The organism is Streptomyces sp. NPDC059816 (assembly GCF_042732055.1).
GTDB lineage: Bacteria > Actinomycetota > Actinomycetes > Streptomycetales > Streptomycetaceae > Streptomyces.
In genome coordinates, this window is the sequence record NZ_JBHWIQ010000046.1 from 1 (window position 1) to 19,714 (window position 19,714).

At 72.2% G+C, this 19,714-nt stretch carries 18 protein-coding genes; 13 read left to right on the forward strand and 5 right to left on the reverse strand.

The annotated features are described in order from the left end of the window. Nucleotides 1-55: 55 nt before the first annotated feature. A complete protein-coding gene (locus ACFV88_RS34555; protein ID WP_385496135.1) occupies nucleotides 56-2,476 on the reverse strand; it encodes a Tex family protein in 2,421 nt (806 codons plus the stop codon). 121 nt (nucleotides 2,477-2,597) lie between these two features. Next, nucleotides 2,598-3,461 carry a hypothetical protein gene (locus ACFV88_RS34560; protein ID WP_385496136.1) on the reverse strand — a complete coding sequence of 288 codons (864 nt, stop codon included), beginning with the start codon at nucleotides 3,459-3,461 and terminating at the stop codon, nucleotides 2,598-2,600. 125 nt (nucleotides 3,462-3,586) lie between these two features. Between ACFV88_RS34560 and ACFV88_RS34565 the strand changes: the two genes are divergently transcribed. Further along, on the forward strand, nucleotides 3,587-4,549 hold the full coding sequence (locus ACFV88_RS34565; protein WP_385496137.1) for a GlxA family transcriptional regulator: 963 nt from the start codon (nucleotides 3,587-3,589) through the stop codon (nucleotides 4,547-4,549). Nucleotides 4,550-4,614: 65 nt separating this feature from the next. After that, nucleotides 4,615-5,247, forward strand: coding sequence for a DJ-1/PfpI family protein (locus ACFV88_RS34570; protein WP_385496138.1), 633 nt, complete (start codon nucleotides 4,615-4,617; stop codon nucleotides 5,245-5,247). A gap of 98 nt (nucleotides 5,248-5,345) precedes the next feature. Here ACFV88_RS34570 and ACFV88_RS34575 read toward each other — a convergent pair whose 3' ends face one another. Next, nucleotides 5,346-6,110, reverse strand: a complete 765-nt coding sequence (locus tag ACFV88_RS34575; protein WP_385496139.1) for an enoyl-CoA hydratase/isomerase family protein — start codon at nucleotides 6,108-6,110, stop codon at nucleotides 5,346-5,348. 73 nt (nucleotides 6,111-6,183) lie between these two features. On the opposite strand from ACFV88_RS34575, the gene ACFV88_RS34580 reads away from it, so the two are divergent. Together ACFV88_RS34580 and ACFV88_RS34585 are read left to right on the forward strand one after the other, a co-directional pair. Further along, nucleotides 6,184-6,816: an HdeD family acid-resistance protein gene (locus ACFV88_RS34580; RefSeq protein WP_385496140.1), complete on the forward strand. Its 633-nt coding sequence runs from the start codon at nucleotides 6,184-6,186 to the stop codon at nucleotides 6,814-6,816. Between the two features lie 265 nt (nucleotides 6,817-7,081). Further along, nucleotides 7,082-7,612: an ATP-binding protein gene (locus tag ACFV88_RS34585; protein WP_385496172.1), complete on the forward strand. Its 531-nt coding sequence runs from the start codon at nucleotides 7,082-7,084 to the stop codon at nucleotides 7,610-7,612. A gap of 56 nt (nucleotides 7,613-7,668) precedes the next feature. Here ACFV88_RS34585 and idi read toward each other — a convergent pair whose 3' ends face one another. Both idi and ACFV88_RS34595 read right to left on the reverse strand, forming a co-directional pair. Further along, the gene (idi, locus tag ACFV88_RS34590; protein ID WP_385496141.1) at nucleotides 7,669-8,262 is read right to left on the reverse strand and encodes an isopentenyl-diphosphate Delta-isomerase; all 594 of its coding nucleotides are present in this window, start codon (nucleotides 8,260-8,262) and stop codon (nucleotides 7,669-7,671) included. A gap of 288 nt (nucleotides 8,263-8,550) precedes the next feature. Beyond that, nucleotides 8,551-9,489 carry a cation diffusion facilitator family transporter gene (locus ACFV88_RS34595; RefSeq protein ID WP_385496142.1) on the reverse strand — a complete coding sequence of 313 codons (939 nt, stop codon included), beginning with the start codon at nucleotides 9,487-9,489 and terminating at the stop codon, nucleotides 8,551-8,553. A gap of 590 nt (nucleotides 9,490-10,079) precedes the next feature. Between ACFV88_RS34595 and ACFV88_RS34600 the strand changes: the two genes are divergently transcribed. From ACFV88_RS34600 to hpnD, 9 genes are all read left to right on the forward strand, one after another. Further along, nucleotides 10,080-11,936: a DUF5941 domain-containing protein gene (locus ACFV88_RS34600; RefSeq protein ID WP_385496173.1), complete on the forward strand. Its 1,857-nt coding sequence runs from the start codon at nucleotides 10,080-10,082 to the stop codon at nucleotides 11,934-11,936. Then, nucleotides 11,933-12,694, forward strand: a complete 762-nt coding sequence (locus ACFV88_RS34605) for a sugar phosphate nucleotidyltransferase (RefSeq protein ID WP_385496143.1) — start codon at nucleotides 11,933-11,935, stop codon at nucleotides 12,692-12,694. Before ACFV88_RS34600 ends, ACFV88_RS34605 begins: the two co-directional genes overlap by 4 nt. Then, nucleotides 12,682-13,743 (forward strand): iron-containing alcohol dehydrogenase family protein, encoded by a 1,062-nt coding sequence (locus ACFV88_RS34610; RefSeq protein ID WP_385496144.1) that lies wholly within the window; start codon nucleotides 12,682-12,684, stop codon nucleotides 13,741-13,743. The genes ACFV88_RS34605 and ACFV88_RS34610 overlap by 13 nt, the downstream gene beginning before the upstream one ends. Continuing rightward, on the forward strand, nucleotides 13,721-14,500 hold the full coding sequence (locus tag ACFV88_RS34615; protein ID WP_385496145.1) for a CDP-alcohol phosphatidyltransferase family protein: 780 nt from the start codon (nucleotides 13,721-13,723) through the stop codon (nucleotides 14,498-14,500). The genes ACFV88_RS34610 and ACFV88_RS34615 overlap by 23 nt, the downstream gene beginning before the upstream one ends. Before the next feature lie 8 nt (nucleotides 14,501-14,508). Next, nucleotides 14,509-15,393, forward strand: a complete 885-nt coding sequence (locus ACFV88_RS34620; RefSeq protein ID WP_385496147.1) for a glycosyltransferase family 2 protein — start codon at nucleotides 14,509-14,511, stop codon at nucleotides 15,391-15,393. Between the two features lie 110 nt (nucleotides 15,394-15,503). Then, nucleotides 15,504-16,433 carry an ABC transporter permease gene (locus tag ACFV88_RS34625; protein ID WP_385496148.1) on the forward strand — a complete coding sequence of 310 codons (930 nt, stop codon included), beginning with the start codon at nucleotides 15,504-15,506 and terminating at the stop codon, nucleotides 16,431-16,433. Next, nucleotides 16,426-17,205: an ABC transporter ATP-binding protein gene (locus tag ACFV88_RS34630; protein WP_385496150.1), complete on the forward strand. Its 780-nt coding sequence runs from the start codon at nucleotides 16,426-16,428 to the stop codon at nucleotides 17,203-17,205. The genes ACFV88_RS34625 and ACFV88_RS34630 overlap by 8 nt, the downstream gene beginning before the upstream one ends. 456 nt (nucleotides 17,206-17,661) lie before the next feature. Further along, entirely contained in the window at nucleotides 17,662-18,630 is a 969-nt protein-coding gene (gene hpnC / locus ACFV88_RS34635) for a squalene synthase HpnC (RefSeq protein WP_385496151.1), read from the forward strand. Next, nucleotides 18,627-19,577 (forward strand): presqualene diphosphate synthase HpnD, encoded by a 951-nt coding sequence (hpnD, locus tag ACFV88_RS34640; protein WP_385496152.1) that lies wholly within the window; start codon nucleotides 18,627-18,629, stop codon nucleotides 19,575-19,577. Before hpnC ends, hpnD begins: the two co-directional genes overlap by 4 nt. Nucleotides 19,578-19,714 lie beyond the last annotated feature (137 nt).

The window sequence follows — 19,714 nt, forward strand, 5'->3', positions numbered from 1 at the left end:
GAGCGGCCCTGCCGCTCCGCCCCCGGCGCTCAGTGCGCCCCGGCGCGCGGACCGGCTAGCGCAGACCGGCGCGCCGCAGGGCGTCCGCCATCGCGCTGTTCGCGGGCGGTGGCGCCTGCCGGGACCCGCCCCGGCCCTGCGGGGAAGCACCCCGTCCCTGCCGGGGCTGCGGCGCCTTCCGAGCGCCGCCGCCCGCGCCGCCGCCACTGCCGCCCGAGCCGCCGCGTCCGCGACCCGCGTCCCGACCGGAACCGCCCTGGCCCCCGCCCTGGGACGCCGCGGCCTCGTCGTCCAGCCGCAGCGTCAAGGAGACCCGCTTGCGCGGCACGTCGACGTCCAGGACCTTCACCTTGACGATGTCCCCCGGCTTCACGACGTCCCTGGGGTCCTTGACGAACGTCTTCGACATGGCCGACACATGGACCAGACCGTCCTGGTGCACCCCGACGTCCACGAACGCGCCGAACGCCGCGACATTGGTCACGACCCCTTCGAGGACCATCCCGGCGACCAGGTCGCCGAGCTTCTCGACGCCCTCCTTGAACGTCGCCGTCCGGAACGCGGGCCGGGGGTCGCGCCCCGGCTTCTCCAACTCCCGCAGGATGTCGGAGACCGTCGGCAACCCGAACGTGTCGTCCACGAAGTCCGTGGCCTTCAGCGAGCGCAGCGCGGCGCGGTCCCCGATCAGGGCCGTCACCGGGCCGCCGGAACGCTCCACCATCCGCCGCACCACCGGATACGCCTCGGGGTGCACGCTGGAGGCGTCCAAGGGGTCGCTCCCGCCCTGGATGCGCAGGAAGCCCGCGCACTGCTCGTACGCCTTCGGCCCGAGCCGGGCGACGTCCTTGAGCGCCGTCCGCGCGGGGAACGGACCGTGGGCGTCGCGGTGCGAGACGATGTTCTCGGCGAGCCCGGAGCTGATCCCCGACACCCGGGCCAGCAGCGGCGCCGACGCCGTGTTCACGTCCACCCCGACGCCGTTCACGCAGTCCTCGACGACCGCGTCCAGCGAGCGGGACAGCTTCACCTCGGACAGGTCGTGCTGGTACTGGCCGACCCCGATGGACTTCGGGTCGATCTTCACCAGTTCGGCCAGCGGGTCCTGGAGCCGGCGGGCGATGGACACCGCGCCGCGCAGCGACACGTCCATGTCCGGGAGTTCCTGCGAGGCGAACGCCGAGGCCGAGTACACCGAGGCGCCGGCCTCGGAGACCATCACCTTGGTGAGCTTCAGCTCGGGGTGCCGGGTGATCAGGTCACCCGCCAGCTTGTCGGTCTCCCGGGACGCGGTGCCGTTGCCGACGGCGATCAGCTCCACCGCGTGCTCCCGGGCCAGCTTCGCCAACACGGCCAGCGACGCGTCCCACTTGTTCTGCGGCACGTGCGGATGGATCACCTCCGTCGCGACGACCTTGCCGGTGGTGTCGACCACGGCGACCTTCACCCCGGTACGGAAACCGGGGTCGAGCCCGAGGGTCGCACGGGTGCCGGCCGGGGCGGCCAGCAGCAGGTCCCGCAGGTTCGCCGCGAACACCCGGACCGCCTCGTCCTCGGCGGCCGTCCGCAGCCGCAGCCGCAGGTCGATCCCGAGGTGCACCAGGACCCGGGTGCGCCAGGCCCAGCGGACCGTGTCCTTCAGCCAGCGGTCCCCGGGGCGACCCCGGTCGGCGATGTCGAACCGGGAGGCGATCGCCTGCTCGTAGGAGGTGGGCACCGGGGTCGCCGTCGGGTCCTGCGGCTCCTCGGGCTCCAGGACGAGGTCGAGGACCTCTTCCTTCTCCCCGCGCAGCAACGCGAGGACCCGGTGCGAGGGCAGCTCGGTGAACGGTTCCGCGAAGTCGAAGTAGTCGGCGAACTTCGCGCCCGCCTCCTCCTTGCCCGTCCGGACCTTCGCCTGGACCCGTCCGCGCGTCCACATGCGTTCCCGCAGCTCGCCGATGAGGTCCGCGTCCTCCGAGAACCGCTCGGTGAGGATCGACCGGGCCCCGTCCAGGGCGGCCTGCGGATCGGCCACGCCCCGGTCGGCGTCCACGAACGCCGTGGCGGCGGCCGTCGGGTCCACCGACGGGTCGCCCAGCAGGCCGTCGGCGAGCGGTTCCAGCCCGGCCTCCCGAGCGATCTGCGCCTTGGTCCGCCGCTTCGGCTTGAACGGCAGGTAGATGTCCTCCAGGCGGGCCTTCGTGTCGGCGGCCCGGATCGACGCCTCCAGCACCTCCGTCAGCTTGCCCTGCTCGCGCACCGAGTCGAGGATCGTGGTCCGCCGCTCCTCCAACTCGCGCAGATAGCGCAGCCGCTCCTCCAGGGTGCGCAGCTGGGCGTCGTCCAGCGACTCGGTCGCCTCCTTGCGGTAGCGGGCGATGAAGGGCACCGTCGAACCGCCGTCGAGCAGTTCCACCGCGGCCCGCACTTGCCGCTCCCGCACGCCGAGTTCCTCGGCGATCCTGCCTTCGATGGACCCTACGAGGGGTGTCGTCACGTTCCCGTACCGCCTTCTCCACTGGGGTTGCGCGGCAATTGTGGCAGGTTACGGCGGCGGCGGGCCCGCAGGGCGAGCATCGGGCACGCCGTGGGACGGGCCGTCCCCGCCGCCCGGCGGGTCAGCCCTTGCCGAAGGCGTCGGCGGGGAACGCGCCCGCCGCCAGCGCCGTGCGCGTGAAGCCTCCGGCGAGTTCGGTCAACCGTGCGACACCGGCTTCGCCCAGGTGTTCGTAGGGGGCGCTGTCCAGCCGGTCGGTGCGCTCCTCCACCTCGGCGCGCAGGGCGCGTCCCGCGTCGGTCAGCTCCCCGTCCTCGGTGAGCAGGCCCCGGGCGCGCAGTCGTTCGCCCGCCGCCTCCCAGTTGGTGCGCCGCCAGCCCCGGGAGCCCGTGGCCCACTTCGGTGTCATGCCCTTGCCGGTCGCGGTGTGGCTGACCATCGCCTCCACCGGGTCGAGCCCGAGATCGAGCAGCACGGCCACGTGCCCGTCGCCCCGGTGCTCGCGCAGCAGGGTCGAGGCGTGCCAGAGCGCGAGGTGCGCGGCGCCGGGGACCTCCAGCTGGGCGTGGGCCGCGTACAGGGCCCGGCCGTGCGGGGCGCACCCCTCGGCGGCCCGCAGGGCGAGCCCGGCCGCCTCCGCCATCTCCGGCGACGCCAGCGCATCCGCCCCGAGCAGCCGTCGCAAGGACGCGTCCACGACGCGCAGTCGGGCGGCGAGCACCGCACCGGGGGCGGCGGTGCGCCACGCTCCGGGCAGGTGCGCGGCGACCAGAGCGGGGCTGAACACGTAGAACGCGGCCGTCACCGGCCCCGGTCCGACCGGCCCCATGGCGGCCGAGCGCAGCGCGAAGTACGTGGCCGACCAGCCCTCGAAGCCGAGGGCCGTCATCTCGGCGGAAGCCTCGGGGGCGAAGTAGTGCGCGGAGTGGAGGGGATTGAGGACGTGGTGGCACCGGCGAGCGGCGCGCTCCGGGAGGGAACCCATGGCCGTACGTTACTGACCGGTCATTAGGTAGCGGAAGGGGTGCCGGGCCCCGGGTCCGACGGTGGCAGGAAAGGAGGGACACCCGTCATTGCGGTCACCGGCCACTCCGTCGAACAATCGATCACATGTCGCAGCGAACCGTTCTCGTCCTCCTCTTCGACGGGGTGCAGAGCCTCGACCTCACCGGACCGGTGGAGGTGTTCAGTGGCGCGGCGCGCGCCCTGGGCGACCCGAACCGCGGATACCGGGTTCGCACGGCCTCCGTCGACGGCCGGCCGGTGCGCACCTCCAGCGGGTTGACCCTCGTCCCCGACTCGGACCTGGCGACGGCGTCCGTACCGCACACCCTGGTCGTCCCCGGCGGCGTCGGCACCCGGCCCGGGCATCCGCCGCTCATCGAGTGGCTGCGGAGTTACGGCCTCTGTGCCGAACGCCTGGTGTCGGTCTGCACGGGTGCCGCCCTGCTGGCGAAGGCCGGACTCCTCGACGGTCGCCGGGCCACCACCCACTGGGCGCACAGCGACTCCCTGGCCCGTGACCACCCCGCCGTCGAGGTCGATCCGGACCCGATCTTCATCCGTGACGGAAAGGTGGCGACCTCGGCCGGCGTCACCTCGGGCATCGACCTGGCGCTCGCCCTGGTGGAGGAGGACCACGGTCGGGACGTCGCCCTGACCATCGCCCGGTACCTGGTGGTGTTCCTGCGCCGCCCGGGCAACCAGGCCCAGTTCAGCGTTCAGCTCGCCGCCCAGACCGCGAGCCGTTCGCCGCTGCGCGAGGTGCAGCGGTGGGTCACCGAGCACCCCGGCGACGATCTGTCGGTGGCGGCCCTCGCCTCCCGCGCCGCGCTGTCGCCCCGGCACTTCGCGCGTGCGTTCCACGCGGAGACCGGGATGACTCCCGGCCGGTACGTGGAGCGGGTGCGCGTCGAGCACGCCCGACGGCTGTTGGAGGAGACCACGGACGGGATCGAGCAGATCTCCCGCAGCAGCGGCTACCGCAACCCGGAGGCGCTGCGCCGTGCGTTCGTCCGCGCCCTCGGTGCCCCTCCGACCGACTACCGCCGTCGCTTCCGTCCCGCCGCCTGACCTCTTTGACCACCCCGCCCCCGTGACCGATCGTCACCTACCGTCATCGACCGAAAGGCCGTGCCATGCAGATCGCCGTCGTCCTGTTCGAGGGCTTCACCTCCCTCGACGTCGTGGGGCCCTACGAGACGCTCCAGCACCTCCCCGGAGCAGAGACCGTCCTGGTCTCCGCGGCCCGGGGCCCGGTCCGCAACGATTCGGGCAGCCTGGCGCTGGTCGCCGACCGGACCTTCGCGGAGGTCGCGACCCCGGACATCGTCGTCGTCCCGGGCGGAGCGGAGGTCGGCCCGCAGACCGAGGACGCCGTGCTCCTGGAGTGGCTGCGGTCGGTCGACCGCGGCACCACCTGGACCACCTCGGTGTGCACGGGCTCGCTGATCCTCGGGGCGGCCGGTCTGCTCACCGGCCGGCGCGCCACCACGCACTGGCTGGAGCGGGAGCGACTGCGGGCCGCCGGCGCCGAACCGAGCGCCGAGCGCGTGGTGTTCGACGGGAAGTACGTGACGGCCGCGGGGGTGTCCGCGGGCATCGACATGGGGCTCACCCTGGTGGGCAAGATCGCGGGCGACCGCGCGGCGCGGTCGGTCCAACTGGTGCTGGAGTACGACCCGCAGCCGCCCTACGACTCGGGCTCCCCGGAGAAGGCCCCGGCCGACCTGGTCGCCGAGTGGCGCGCGAGGGCCGGGCAGCAGGTCTGAGCCGCAACAGCGTGCGCCGGGGCACACAGGGGGGTCCCGGCGCACGCGAGCCCATGAGCGGGGGCCGCCCCCCCCGTCCGGCTGGCCCGGCCCCGTCCCTACTCGACGGGCTGGGGCGGCCAGGGGAAGCGGGGCGGCCGGTGTTCGAGGAACGCGGCGACCCCCTCGGCGGTCTCCCCGGTGCCGCGGGCCAGCGCGGCCCAGTGCTCGGCCCGGTCCGAGCGGCCCGCCGAGAAGTCCTTGGCCGCGGCCTGGGTCAGCTGGGAGCGCGCCGTGAGGATCTCCGTGAACTCGGCGACCCGCGCGTCCAGCGCGTCCGGTGCCCACACCTCGTCCACCAACCCGGTGCGCAGGGCCCGCGCCGCGTCGATCAGCTCCCCGGAGAACAGCAGGTACTTCGCCGTGGCGGGCCCCACCAGGGAGACCAGGCGACGGGTGGACGACTCGGGGTAGATGATGCCGAGCTTCGCCGGAGTGACTCCGAACAGGGCGTCCTCGTCGGCGAACCGCAGGTCGCAGGCGGCGGCGAGCTGGCAGCCGCCGCCCACGCAGTGCCCGCGCACGACGGCCAACGTCGGCTTGGGGAAGGCGGCGAGGGCTTCCTCGGCCCGCACCGAGAGCTCCTGGGCCGCCTCCACCGTCCCGGGCGGCCCACTCAGCGTCGAGATGTCCGCGCCCGCGCAGAACGTTCCGCCGGCGCCGGTGAGCACCAGTGCCCGTACCGCGGGGTCGACGGCCAGTTCGTCGAGGATCGGCGGCAGGGACCGCCACATCTCGTCGGTCATGGCGTTCCGCTTCGCGGGCTGGCAGATGACGATGGTGGCGACCCCGTCGGTCACTCCGTACGGCAACTGAGGCTCCATGTGAACGGATGCTATCTGCACCGGCCGAACGTACGATCATCAGTGGGGGGCGCGCAGGCCCTGGGAGGCGCTGATGAGTACGCCCCGTACCGAGGTCAAGAAGCTGCGGCGTGGGTTCACGGGACTGGTGGTCCTCGGGATCCTGCTCGTCATCGCCGGAGTGGTCGGCCTGGTCTACGTCGGCGTGGCGACGCTGACGACGATGCTCCTGTTCGGCTGGCTGTTGTTGATCGGCGGGATCATCGGGCTGGTGCACGCCGTCCAGTCGCGACACGAGAGCTACTTCTGGCCCGCGGTGCTGATCGCCGCGCTGTACCTGGCCGCCGGCGTCGTGATCCTGCGCCGGCCGGACGTGGCCGCGGCGACCCTCACCATGTTCGCCGCCCTGCTGCTCCTGGCGGGCGGACTGTTCCGGCTGGTCGGAGCGCTGGTGGCGCGCGGCCCGCAGCTCGGTTGGGCGCTGGTGCAGGGCGCGCTGGGCGTGTTCCTGGGGGTACTGGTCCTCGCGGAGTGGCCGAGCAGCAGCGTGTACGTCATCGGCTGCTTCTTCTCGCTGGCCCTGCTCTTCGACGGACTGGGATTGATCGCCACCGGGGCCGGCGGACGCCAGGTCGTGGGCCTGGTGACGGACACCCTGGCAGGGCCGGAGGAACCCGCGGCCGGGAGCGGACGGCACGACGACCGGCCGCCCGGGGCCACGGGCTAGCCGGGGCGCGAGGACGGCCGCGCGCGAGTCCGACACCGGGGTGCCCGTTCCGGCGACCGGGGAAGCGCCTTGGCGCGTACAACCTGAAGAGCGTCCGAACGCGGCAAATCGGGTCAGGGGTGGTCATGTGCGCCGACGCGGTCAAGCGTGATCGGTCACAATGCGTCGATAGTTGCTGACTTTTGGTCAGGTATCCGGTGTGGGCCCGGTCGTTCCTAACACTCGACGTGTGGAGACAATCGAGCGCGAGGGCGGCGACCGGACGATGGACAGTGCTGGCAGGCGGGATTCCGGACCGCTCCCGGTATCCGGCCACGGAGCGTCACCGGGCACCGTCCCCGGCCCCCTGCCGTACGAGGGCGTGTGGCGCTTCCAGGCCCCGGCGGTGGACGCCTCGGTACCCCGGGCCCGACGGGCGGTCCGCGACCTGCTGCTGAGGCAGCGGGTGCCGGTCTCCGACGAGCTGCTCCAGGGGCTGCTGCTGATCGTCTCGGAACTGGCGACCAATGCGGTCAAGCACGCAGCGGTGCTCTCCCCGCTGCTCACCGTGGAGCTGGCGGTCGGCGCCGAGTGGGTGCGGGTGTCCGTCGAGGACAACCACCCCTACCGACCGACCGCCCTGGAGGCCGATCACGGCCAGACCGGCGGCCGGGGGCTGCTGCTCGTCCGGGAGGTGACCCGGGAGGCGGGCGGCGTCTGCGACGTGGAGAAGACGCCGAACGGCGGCAAGGTCATCTGGGCCGCCCTGCCGCTCGGGCCGCTGACGGTCCCCGCCCACCGCGTCGCACGGTACTGACGGTGACCTGAGGTACAGGGGGTGGTCCGGCTCCCGGCCGGACCACCCCCTGCGGCTCACCAGCCCGCGGACGGGCCCGTCAGCTCCCTGACGGCGGGTCGCGCGGCGTCCAGCACGGTCATGAACCAGGCCGAGAAGGGGTCCTTCTCGTGTCGCGCCAGCAACTCCTCGGACGTCACGAAGGCGGTGTCCCCGACCTCGGTGTCGTCGGGCTGCGGCAGCTGCTGGACCATCCCGACGAACAGGTGGTTGAACTCCTGCTCCACCAGCCCCGACGCGGGGTCCGGGTGGTTGTAGCGGACGGTCCCGGCCTCGGCGAGCAGGGACGGAGAGACCCCCAGCTCCTCGAAGGTACGACGGGCCGCCGCCGCGAAGGGGGCCTCGCCCGGGTACGGGTGGCCGCAGCAGGTGTTCGACCAGACGCCGGGGGAGTGGTACTTGCCGAGTGCGCGCTGTTGGATCAGCAGTCGTCCTTGCTCGTCGAACAGGAACACCGAGAACGCCCGGTGCAACTGCCCGGGGGCCTGGTGGGCGGAGAGCTTCTCGGCCGTGCCGATGGTGGCGCCGTCCTCGTCGACCAACTCCAGCATGATCGCTTCGGCGGTGGTGCCCGGCGCGGTGTGCTCCGCGTTCGCAGGTGTGATCGGCATACCCATCCTTCGCTTCGGTCCTCGCACGTCAAGTCTGCCGCATATCACCGACACTTCCGGCATCGAAGACGTCCGCCGCGTGCCGCGGGCCCGTCGTCCGGGCACGTCACGCAACGGTCCGGAGGCCCGGGGCGATCGGCTACCTGACTCGGTTCCCGCCCCTTGTGGGGGGAAACACCCGCCGGCCCCCTAGCGCACCAGTTCCCCCCGGACGCCCGGTTGCGCACCACGCCCGGGGAGTCCGATCGGTGGGGCCGGGCTCCGGCGAACCTCACGTGCGGCGGTGGGTCAGTGACACACCCTCGCCTCGTGCGCGGCGTGCCCGCTGGGCTCCAACTGGAACGTGCAGTGCGCGACGTCGAAGTGGTCCCCGAGGCAGTGCTGGAGGTCGTGGAGCATCCTCTCGTGCCCCGTTCGATTCAGGACCTCCTCGCTGACCACCACGTGCGCCGAGAGCACGGGCATCCCGGAGGTGATCGTCCAGGCGTGGAGGTCGTGCACCTCCTCGACCCCTTCCAGCCCCAGGATGTGCGACCGGACCTCCTCCATGTCGACCCCCTTGGGCGCCGACTCCAGCAGCACGTTCAGGGTCTCGCGCAGCAGTTTCACCGTCCGCGGAATGATCATCAGGCCGATGACGAGCGAGGCGACCGGGTCCGCGGCCTGCCAACCGGTGGACATGATGACCAGTGCGGAGATCACGACCGCGAGGGAGCCGAGGGCGTCCGACAGGACCTCCAGGAAGGCGCCCCGCACATTGAGGCTCTCCTTCTGGCCGCGCATCAGCAGGGACAGCGAGACGAGGTTCGCGACCAGACCGATCAGGCCGAAGACGACCGTCAGCCCGCCCTCGGTCTCGGTCGGCGTGATGAACCGCTGGACCGCCTCGTAGAGCACGTAGCCGCCGACTCCGAGGAGCAGCAGACAGTTCGCGAGCGCCGCGAGGATCTCCGCCCGGGCGAACCCGAAGGTGCGGTTCACACTCGGTGGACGGTTCGCGAAGTGGATCGCGAGCAGGGCCATGCCGAGCCCCACCGCGTCCGTGGCCATGTGGGCGGCGTCCGCGACGAGCGCCAGCGATCCGGTGACGACGCCGCCGATGACCTCCATCACCAGCACGGTCAACGTGATCGAGAGTGCGATCCGCAGCCGTCCTCTGTATGCGGCTGCGGCCGTGCCGGTCAGGGGTGCGCCGTGGGTGTGCCCGTGATCGTGCCCTGCCCCCATGAAAACCATCCTTCGATGTGGTGGTCGGTGCCCTTTCCGCGTTTCAGTCAACTACGGGTGGGGGGTATCTGGCAACACGGCACTGAACACCGTTGTCATGTGCCCTGACCTGCGGAAATGAACCGCAGGTCAGGGCGTCGACAAGATCGAATACGGGGGTTCCTGCCGGTCCGTGAAACCGTCCGTCGATAACTGCGCGAAGCGTGCGCGAGCCGTGCGCGAGCCGTGCGAAACCCCCTGCACCACTTCCTCCGGCAGGCCGCGCGGCAGCGGTCGAGCACCCGCACATCGGGGGTGACGCAGGCGCGCCCGCGCCGCCGCACCCCGTCGCCGGACCGTCCGCCGCGGCCCACCGGGGAGCCCCCCGCCCCCGGCGGTTTGTGATACCGCTCCTGATCAACAATGATGACCGCGGCGGCGCGGGGGCGGTGGACCGTGCTGATCGGGCCGTGAACGGGTGGTGAACACCCATGGGTACGCATCCGATAGCCTCTGCCGACATGCCGCCCGGCCGACCCCGGTCCCGGGGCGCGCCCTCACCTATGCACACGTCCGGCGCCAGTGGGCCGGAACCCAGGGAGTGAGTTCCTCTGTCGACCGCCATCCTCACCGGCCGGCCGGTCCCGGGATCGTCGCTCGAAGGCGATCTGCGGGACCTCGGCTTCGACGTGCGGGTCGCCGAGGAGGCGGCCGACGTCCCCGCGCTGCTCGCCGCCGCCCCCGCCGGGCAGCGGGTGGCGCTCGTGGACAGTCGCTTCGTGGGCCACCTCCACGCACTGCGGCTCGCCCTCACGGACCCCCGCTTCCCCGTCGCCGCCGTCCCCGGCGCCGTCACCGCGCAGCCCGCCGCCCGGGGCGCCCTCGACCGCGCGGTGCGCGAGAGCGCCCCCGGTGCCGGTGGCGAGACGCCCCCGGCGGACGCCGGGGCCGCCACCGGGGGGCCGGGCACCGCCCTGACCTCCGAGCGCACCGCCCCCGACCGGGCCGCCGAACTCGTCGAGGCCGCGGGCACCCCGGTGCACCGGCCCGAACTCGGCACCCTCGTCGCCGTCGTCCCCGCCGACCCGCAGACCCGCAACGAGGCCCGACAGGCCGTCGCCGCCGTCGACGACGAGGCCGTCCGCCTGCGGACCGCGGTGAAGTCCCGGGACGGGTTCATCACCACCTACGCGATCAGCCCGTACTCGCGCTACCTGGCGCGCTGGTGCGCCCGCCGCGGACTGACCCCCAACCAGGTCACCACCGCGTCCCTGATCACCGCACTGATAGCCGCGGGCTGTGCCGCCACCGGTACCCGGGGCGGATTCGTCGCCGCCGGCGTCCTGCTGCTGTTCTCGTTCGTCCTCGACTGCGCCGACGGACAGCTCGCCCGCTACTCCCTCAAGTACTCCACGCTCGGAGCCTGGCTCGACGCCACCTTCGACCGGGCCAAGGAGTACGCGTACTACGCCGGACTGGCCCTCGGCGCCGCCCGCGGCGGCGACGACGTGTGGGCCCTCGCGCTCGGTGCGATGGTCCTCCAGACCTGCCGCCACGTCGTGGACTTCGCCTTCACCGAGGCCAACCACGACGCCACCGCGAACACCAGCCCCACCGCCGCCCTCTCCGACCGCCTCGACAGCGTGGGCTGGACGGTCTGGGTCCGCCGCATGATCGTGCTGCCGATCGGGGAGCGCTGGGCCCTGATCGCCGTGCTCACCGCGGTCACCACCCCCCGGATCACCCTGGTCGTACTGATCGTGGGCTGCGCGTTCGCCGCCTGCTACACCACGGCCGGGCGCGTCCTGCGCTCGCTGACCCGCAAGGCGGTCCGCAGCGACCGGGCCGCCCGGGCCCTGCACGAACTCGCCGACACCGCAGTCCTCGCCGAGGCCTTCGCCAAGGCGGCCACGGGGATCGCCCGACGGCTCCCGTCCTTCGCGCCGCCCGCCGTGGCGCTGCTCGGCGGCGCGGCCGTCGTGGCGAGCGCCGTCCTCACCGACTTCGGCGGCTGGCTGCCCGTCGCCGCCGCCTGCCTGTACGTGGTGGCCTCCGGCCTCGCGGTCGCCCGCCCGCTGAAGGGCCCCCTCGACTGGCTGGTGCCACCGTTCTTCCGTGCCGCCGAGTACGGGACGGTGCTGGCCCTGGCCGCCCAGTCGGGGGTGAACGGAGCGTTGCCGGCTGCTTTCGGGCTGGTGGCGGCCGTCGCCTACCATCACTACGACACGGTCTACCGCATTCGCGGTGGCACCGGCGCGCCGCCGAGCTGGCTGGTGCGCGCGATCGGGGGGCAGGAGGGCAGGGTCCTCCTGGTCGCCCTCGCCGCGGCCCTGCTCGGCAACACAGGTTTCACCGCCCTGCTCACGGCCGTCGCCGTGGCCGTGGCACTCGTGGTGCTCGTCGAGAGCATCCGCTTCTGGGTCTCCTCCGGAGCACCCGCCGTACACGATGAAGGAGAACCCGCATGATCGGCCTCGTGCTGGCGGCCGGCGCCGGACGGCGTCTGCGCCCCTACACCGACACCCTCCCCAAGGCCCTCGTGCCGGTGGGCCCCGAGGGAGCCGAGGGAGCCGAGGACAGCATCACCGTCCTCGACCTCACCCTCGGCAACTTCGCCGAGATCGGGCTCACCGAGGTCGCGATCATCGTCGGGTACCGCAAGGAGGCCGTGTACGAGCGCAAGGCGGCCCTGGAGGCGAAGTACGGCCTCAAGCTGACGCTCATCGACAACGACAAGGCCGAGGAGTGGAACAACGCCTACTCCCTGTGGTGCGGTCGTGACTCCATCGCCCACACGGTGATCCTCGCCAACGGCGACACCGTGCACCCCGTCTCGGTCGAGAAGACCCTGCTCGCCGCCCGCGGCGAGGGCAAGAAGATCATCCTCGCCCTCGACACGGTCAAGCAGCTCGCCGACGAGGAGATGAAGGTCGTCGTGGACCCCGCCAAGGGCGTCCAGAAGATCACCAAGCTGATGGACCCCGCCGAGGCGACGGGCGAGTACATCGGCGTCACCCTCATCGAGGGCGAGGCCGCCGCAGAGCTGGCCGACGCCCTGAAGACCACCTTCGAGCGGGACCCCGACCTCTACTACGAGGACGGCTACCAGGAGCTCGTCAACCGCGGCTTCAAGGTGGACGTCGCCCCCATCGGCGACGTCAAGTGGGTCGAGATCGACAACCACGACGACCTCGCCAAGGGGCGTGAGATCGCGTGCCAGTACTGACACGCCTGATCCCGTCGCCGCTCGTCGTCGACATCCGCGCGGGTGCCCTCGACGACCTCGTCGGGGTCCTCGCGGACCAGCGCATCTCCACGTCGGGCAAGCTCGCCGTCGCCATCAGCGGCGGATCGGGCGCCCGGCTGCGGGAGCGCCTGGAACCCGCACTGCCGGGAGCCGAGTGGTTCCCGGTCGACGGCGGCACGCTGGACGACGCCGTCAAGCTCGCCGACGCCATGAAGAAGGGCCGCTACGACGCCGTCGTCGGCCTCGGCGGCGGCAAGATCATCGACTGTGCCAAGTTCGCCGCCGCCCGGGTCGGCCTGCCGCTGGTCGCGGTGGCGACGAACCTGGCGCACGACGGGCTGTGCTCCCCGGTCGCGACCCTGGACAACGACGCGGGCCGCGGCTCGTACGGGGTGCCGAACCCGATCGCGGTCGTCATCGACCTCGACGTGGTCCGTGAGGCCCCCGTGCGGTTCGTCCGCTCCGGCATCGGTGACGCCGTCTCCAACATCTCCTGCGTCGCCGACTGGGAACTGGCCCACCGCGAGACCGGCGAGTCCATCGACGGCCTGGCCGCCGCCATCGCCCGGCAGGCCGGCGAGGCCGTGCTGCGCCACCCCGGCGGGGTCGGCGACGACGGGTTCCTCCAGGTGCTCGCCGAAGGGCTGGTCCTCACCGGCATCTCCATGTCGGTCGCGGGCGACTCCCGTCCCGCCTCCGGCGCCTGCCACGAGATCAACCACGCCTTCGACCTCCTCTTCCCCAAGCGGGCCGCGAGCCACGGCGAGCAGGTCGGCCTGGGCGCCGCGTTCGCCATGCACCTGCGCGGCGCGCACGAGGAGTCCGGGCACATGGCCGAGGTGCTGCGCCGCCACGGGCTGCCCGTGGTGCCGGCGGACATCGGCTTCAGCGTGGACGAGTTCGTCCAGGCCGTGGCGTTCGCCCCGCAGACCCGACCGGGTCGCTACACCATCCTCGAACACCTCGACCTGAACACCGACCAGATCAAGGACGCATACGCCGACTATGCCAAGGCCATCGGTAGCTGAACTCCGCCCGGTCGTGCACCCCGAAGGGGTCAAGGACCGGCGCAGCGGTGAGCACTGGGCGGGACGCCTGTACATGCGGGAGATCTCGCTGCGCTGCGACCCCTACCTGGTGAACACCAGGATCACGCCCAACCAGCTCACGTACCTGATGATCGTGGCGGGCGTCCTGGCGGGCGCGGCACTGTTGGTGCCCGGGCTGACCGGGGCGCTCCTCGGGGCGGTCCTCATCCAGCTCTACCTGCTGTTGGACTGCGTCGACGGAGAGGTGGCCCGCTGGCGGGGCCAGACCTCCATCACGGGCGTCTACCTGGACCGCATCGGCCACTACCTCTCCGAGGCCGCGCTCCTCGTCGGCTTCGGCATCCGTGGCGCCGACGCGTTCGGCGACGGCGGTCCTGAGTGGCTGTGGGCCTTCCTGGGCACCCTGGCCGCGCTCGGTGCGATCCTGATCAAGGCCGAGACGGACCTGGTCGACGTGGCGCGGTCCCGCAGCGGCCTGCCGGCCGTCAAGGACGAGGCGGCCACGCCCCGCTCCTCGGGGCTCGCGCTGGCCCGCCGGGCCGCCGCCGCCCTGAAGTTCCACCGGCTGGTGGGCGGGGTCGAGGCCAGCCTGTTCATCCTGGTCGTGGCGATCCTCGACACGATCGGCGGGGACCTGTTCTGGACCCGGCTCGGCATCGCCGTGCTCGCGGGCATCGCCCTGCTCCAGACCCTGTTGCACCTGGTGTCCATCCTGGCCTCCAGCCGGCTGAAGTGAGGCCGCAGGTGAGCACCCCCCTCAAGGTCGGCGCGGTCGTCATCACCATGGGCAACCGCCCCGACGAACTGCGCGCCCTCCTGAGGTCGGTGGCCGAGCAGGACGGCGATCCGATCGAGGTGGTCGTCGTCGGCAACGGTGCGCCGGTGCCGGAGGTGCCCGACGGGGTGCGCACGGTGGAACTGCCCGAGAACCTGGGCATCCCCGGCGGACGCAACATCGGCATCGAGGCGTTCGGCCCGTCCGGCGGCGAGGTGGACGTCCTGCTGTTCCTCGACGACGACGGGCTGCTGCCCCGCTCCGACACCGCGGAACTGTGTCGCCGGGCGTTCGCCGAGGACCCCCGGCTCGGGATCGTGAGCTTCCGGATCGCGGACCCCGACACGGGTGTCACCCAGCGCCGTCACGTCCCGCGCCTGCGGGCCGCGGACCCGATGCGCTCCTCCCGCGTGACCACGTTCCTCGGTGGCGCGAGCGCGGTGCGCACCCGGGTCTTCGCGGAGGTCGGCCCGCTGCCGGGGGAGTTCTTCTACGCCCACGAGGAGACCGACCTCGCCTGGCGGGCCCTCGACGGCGGCTGGTTGATCGACTACCGCTCCGACATGGTCCTGCACCACCCCACGACCGCACCGTCGCGGCATGCGGTCTACCACCGGATGGTGGCCCGCAACCGGGTCTGGTTGGCCCGCCGCAACCTGCCCGCGCCCCTGGTTCCCCTGTACCTCGGGGTGTGGCTGTCGCTCACCCTCGCCCGCCGTCCCTCCGGGCCCGCCCTCAAGGCGTGGTTCGGCGGGTTCCGGGAGGGCTGGGGCGGACCGTGCGGTCCCCGACGTCCGATGAAGTGGCGTACCGTGTGGCGACTGACCCGGCTGGGTCGTCCCCCGGTGATCTGACAAGCTCGGGTCTGAGAACATTCCGGCCGTGCTCTCACCCCCGGAGGGCAGCCGGCACTCGCCCGTGTCCGGCCAGGCAGCTCATCTCTTGAAGACGAAAGTTTCCACTTGTGAGTGAGACAACGCATGACGGCGGTGTCGCGGTGAGTGCGCCCCCGTCGCCCGATGACGGGCTCTCCCCGGCGGCACTGGCCGCCAAGCACGGACTGTCCGTGAGCGGTGCCCGCCCCGGACTCGCGGCGTACGTCCGCGAGCTCTGGGGGCGGCGCCACTTCATCCTGGCGTTCTCGCAGGCCAAACTCACCGCGCAGTACAGCCAGGCCAAACTGGGCCAGCTCTGGCAGGTGGTCACGCCGCTGCTGAACGCGCTGGTCTACTTCCTGATCTTCGGGGTCATCCTGGACGCGAGCCGGGGTATGGAGACGGAGGTGTACATCCCCTTCCTGGTCACCGGGGTGTTCGTCTTCACCTTCACCCAGAGCTCCGTGATGGCCGGGGTCAGGGCCATCTCCGGCAACCTGGGCCTGGTCCGGGCGCTGCACTTCCCGCGCGCCTCGCTGCCGATCTCCTTCGCGCTCCAGCAGCTCCAGCAGCTGCTGTTCTCGATGCTCGTGGTGTTCGCCGTCGCCGTGGCGTGCGGCAGTTACCCCACCCTGTCGTGGCTGCTGATCGTGCCGGCCCTGGTGCTCCAGTTCTTCTTCAACACCGGACTGGCCCTGATCATGGCCCGGCTCGGCAGCAAGACCCCGGACCTGGCGCAGCTGATGCCGTTCGTGATGCGGACGTGGATGTACGCCTCGGGCGTGATGTTCTCCATCCCGATCATGCTGAAGGACAGGCCCTCGTGGATCGCTGACGTCCTCCAGTGGAACCCGGCCGCTGTCTACATGGACCTGATGCGGTTCGCGGTCATCGACGGCTACGGCTCGGAGAACCTGCCGTCGCACGTGTGGGCCCTCGCGCTGGGCTGGGCGGTCCTGGTGGCCGTCGGTGGATTCGTGTACTTCTGGAAGTCCGAGGAGCGGTACGGCCGTGGCTGAGCAGAGCGGGGGCGCCCTGCGCCCCACCGTGATCGCGGACGAGTTGCACATCGTCTACCGGGTCAACGGTGCGAAGACCGGCAAGGGCAGCGCCACCTCGGCGCTCAGCCGCATCATCCGGCGCGGCGAGGAGCGCGGCGTGCGCAAGGTGCACGCGGTGCGCGGGGTGTCCTTCATCGCCTACCGCGGCGAGGCGATCGGCCTGATCGGCTCCAACGGCTCCGGCAAGTCGACCCTGCTGCGGGCGATCGCCGGGCTGCTGCCCGCCGAGCGCGGCAAGGTCTACACCGACGGCCAGCCCTCGCTGCTCGGGGTGAACGCGGCCCTGATGAACGACCTGACCGGTGAGCGGAACGTCATATTGGGCGGTCTCGCCATGGGCATGTCCCGTGAGCAGATCAGGTCGCGCTACGAGCAGATCGTGGACTTCTCGGGCATCAACGAGAAGGGCGACTTCATCACCCTCCCGATGCGTACCTACTCGTCGGGAATGGCGGCCCGCCTGCGGTTCTCCATCGCGGCGGCCAAGGACCACGACGTCCTGATGATCGACGAGGCGCTGGCCACCGGTGACCGCAGCTTCCAGAAGCGGTCCGAGGCCCGCATCCGGGAACTGCGCAAGGAGGCCGGCACGGTGTTCCTGGTCAGCCACAACAACAAGTCCATCCGCGACACCTGTGACCGGGTGCTGTGGCTGGAGCGCGGTGAACTGCGGATGGACGGTCCCACGGCGGACGTCCTGAAGGAGTACGAGAAGTTCACCGGGAAGTAGCCGACTTCCCGTTGTGCGACCCCGCCGCCCCCACCGGGCGGATCCCTGGCACCACGAACGGACCCCGCCGGAGCCACCGGGCGGGGTCCCGTCATGTGCCGGTCCAACTTCCCTGTCGCGGGCAGGCCCTGACGTTCCGTGGAAGTGTGCCCCGGTCGGAACCTGGGGGAGGGCCGGTTCGTTCCTCTGGAGTGCGGGAGCCCGGGCCGACGCTTCCACGCCGTACAACGTAAGCTGGACCGGTCCTGACTCACGGCAACCGGGGAGAGCGCGATCAACGCCCCCCGGCACCCCCGCTGCGAATCATGTGGGCGGTGTGTCCGAAAGAGGATGTTTTAGGTCGGTAGTGTAGAACGGAGATGTGACGGCAATGGCTACGGAGAGTCTCCGGCTCCGCGACACTTCCGCAGTCTCCTCACCGGGCGGCGCGCGGTGAAGGAAGCCGAGAGGACGCCCATGCACAGCACGTCCCGCCCCGGGCCCCCCGCGGCCCGCGCCGGCGCCGCGGCGCCCGCGGAGCGCCGCCCCCGTCCCGTCTCCGACGCCACGGAACTGCACACCCTGGACAAGGCCGCGCACGAGAACTTCCCCGTCGCCCCCTTCTTCCTGCCACGCGCCTGGCGGACCGACCTCATGGCGCTGTACGGGTACGCGCGCCTGGTGGACGACATCGGCGACGGAGACCTCGCCCCCGGCGGCGCGGACGCCCGCCACCTCGGCCTCGCCCCCGCCGACGCCGCGGACCGACTCGTCTTCCTCGACGCCTTCGAGGACGATCTGCGCCGGGTCTTCGCCCCCGCCTCGGACGGCCCCCGCCACCCGCTGCTCCAGCGCCTCGTGCCCACGGTCCGCCGCCACCGTCTCGACCCCGAACCCTTCCTCGGGCTGATCGCCGCCAACCGGCAGGACCAAGTCGTCAGCCGCTACGCGACCCACGAGGACCTGCTCGCCTACTGCGAACTCTCCGCCAACCCGGTCGGCAGGCTCGTCCTCGCCGTCACCGGCACCTCCACCCCCGAGCGCGTCCGCCGCTCCGACGCCGTGTGCACCGGCCTCCAGATCGTCGAGCACCTCCAGGACGTCGCCGAGGACCTCGCCCGCGACCGGATCTACCTGCCCGCCGAAGACCTGGCGCGCTTCCACGTCCGGGAGGACGACCTCGCCGCCCGCTCCGCCGGAGCCTCGGTCCGCGCCCTCGTCGCCTACGAAGCGGAACGCGCCGACGCCCTGCTGGCCGAGGGGACCGCCCTGGTGGGCAGCGTCCGCGGCCGGCTGAGGCTCCTCCTCGCCGGTTTCGTGGGGGGCGGCAGAGCGGCCGTCCACGCCCTCAAGGGCGCCTCCTACGACGTGCTTCCCGGGCCCCCCAAGCCCACCAAGGTCCAACTCCTGCGCGAGGTGGGCGTCACACTGCGAGGAGAGGGGTGAACCAGGCCGTGGAGCAAGAGCCGCGCGTGTCCGCGCCGGTACTCGCCGCATACAGCTACTGCGAGACCGTCACCGGGCAGCAGGCCCGCAACTTCGCCTACGGCATCCGGCTGCTGCCGACCGCCAGGCGCCGCGCCATGTCCGCGCTGTACGCGTTCTCGCGGCGCGTGGACGACATCGGCGACGGCCGGCTCGCCGCGGAGGTCAAGCAACTCCGCCTGGAGGAGACGCGCGCCCTGCTGTCCCGGATCCGGGACGGCGCGGTCGACGAGGACGACACCGACCCCGTCGCGGTCGCCCTCAGCCACACCGCGAGCGCCTTCCCGATCCCCCTGGAGGCGCTGGACGAACTCATCGACGGCGTCCTCCTGGACGTCCACGGCGAGACCTACCAGTCCTGGGACGACCTCAAGGTCTACTGCCGCTGCGTGGCGGGAGGCATCGGGCGGCTCTCCCTCGGGGTGTTCGGCACCGAGCCCGGTGCGCGCGGCGTGGAACGGGCCCCCGAGTACGCCAACACCCTCGGCCTCGCCCTGCAACTCACCAACATCCTGCGGGACGTTCGTGAGGACGCCAGGAACGGCCGGGTGTACCTGCCGGCCGATGACCTCGCCAAGTTCGGTTGCTCCGAGGGCTTCGACGGACCACGGCCCCCCGCGGGCGGCGACTTCACCGGCCTGATCCACTTCGAGGTGCGCCGCGCCCGCGCCCTCTTCGCCGAGGGCTACCAACTGCTGCCCCTGCTGGACCGCCGCAGCGGCGCCTGCGTCGCCGCCATGGCGGGCATCTACCGCCGTCTGCTCGACCGCATCGAGCGCGAGCCGGAGGCCGTCCTGCGCGGCCGGGTCTCGCTGCCCGGCCACGAGAAGGCGTACGTCGCCGTGCGCGGGCTGTCCGGGCTCGACGCCCGGCACATCGCCCGACGGACCGTCAGGAGGCGCGGCTGATGCGGACGTCGACGGCGCCCGTCGCGCCCCGCCCGACAGCCGGCGCCCCCACCGCACCGGGCCGCGGAGGTCGGTCAACCCGTACCGGCCGTACCGCGTCCCTGACCGCGACGGCGCCCGCCGACGCCCGGCGCGCG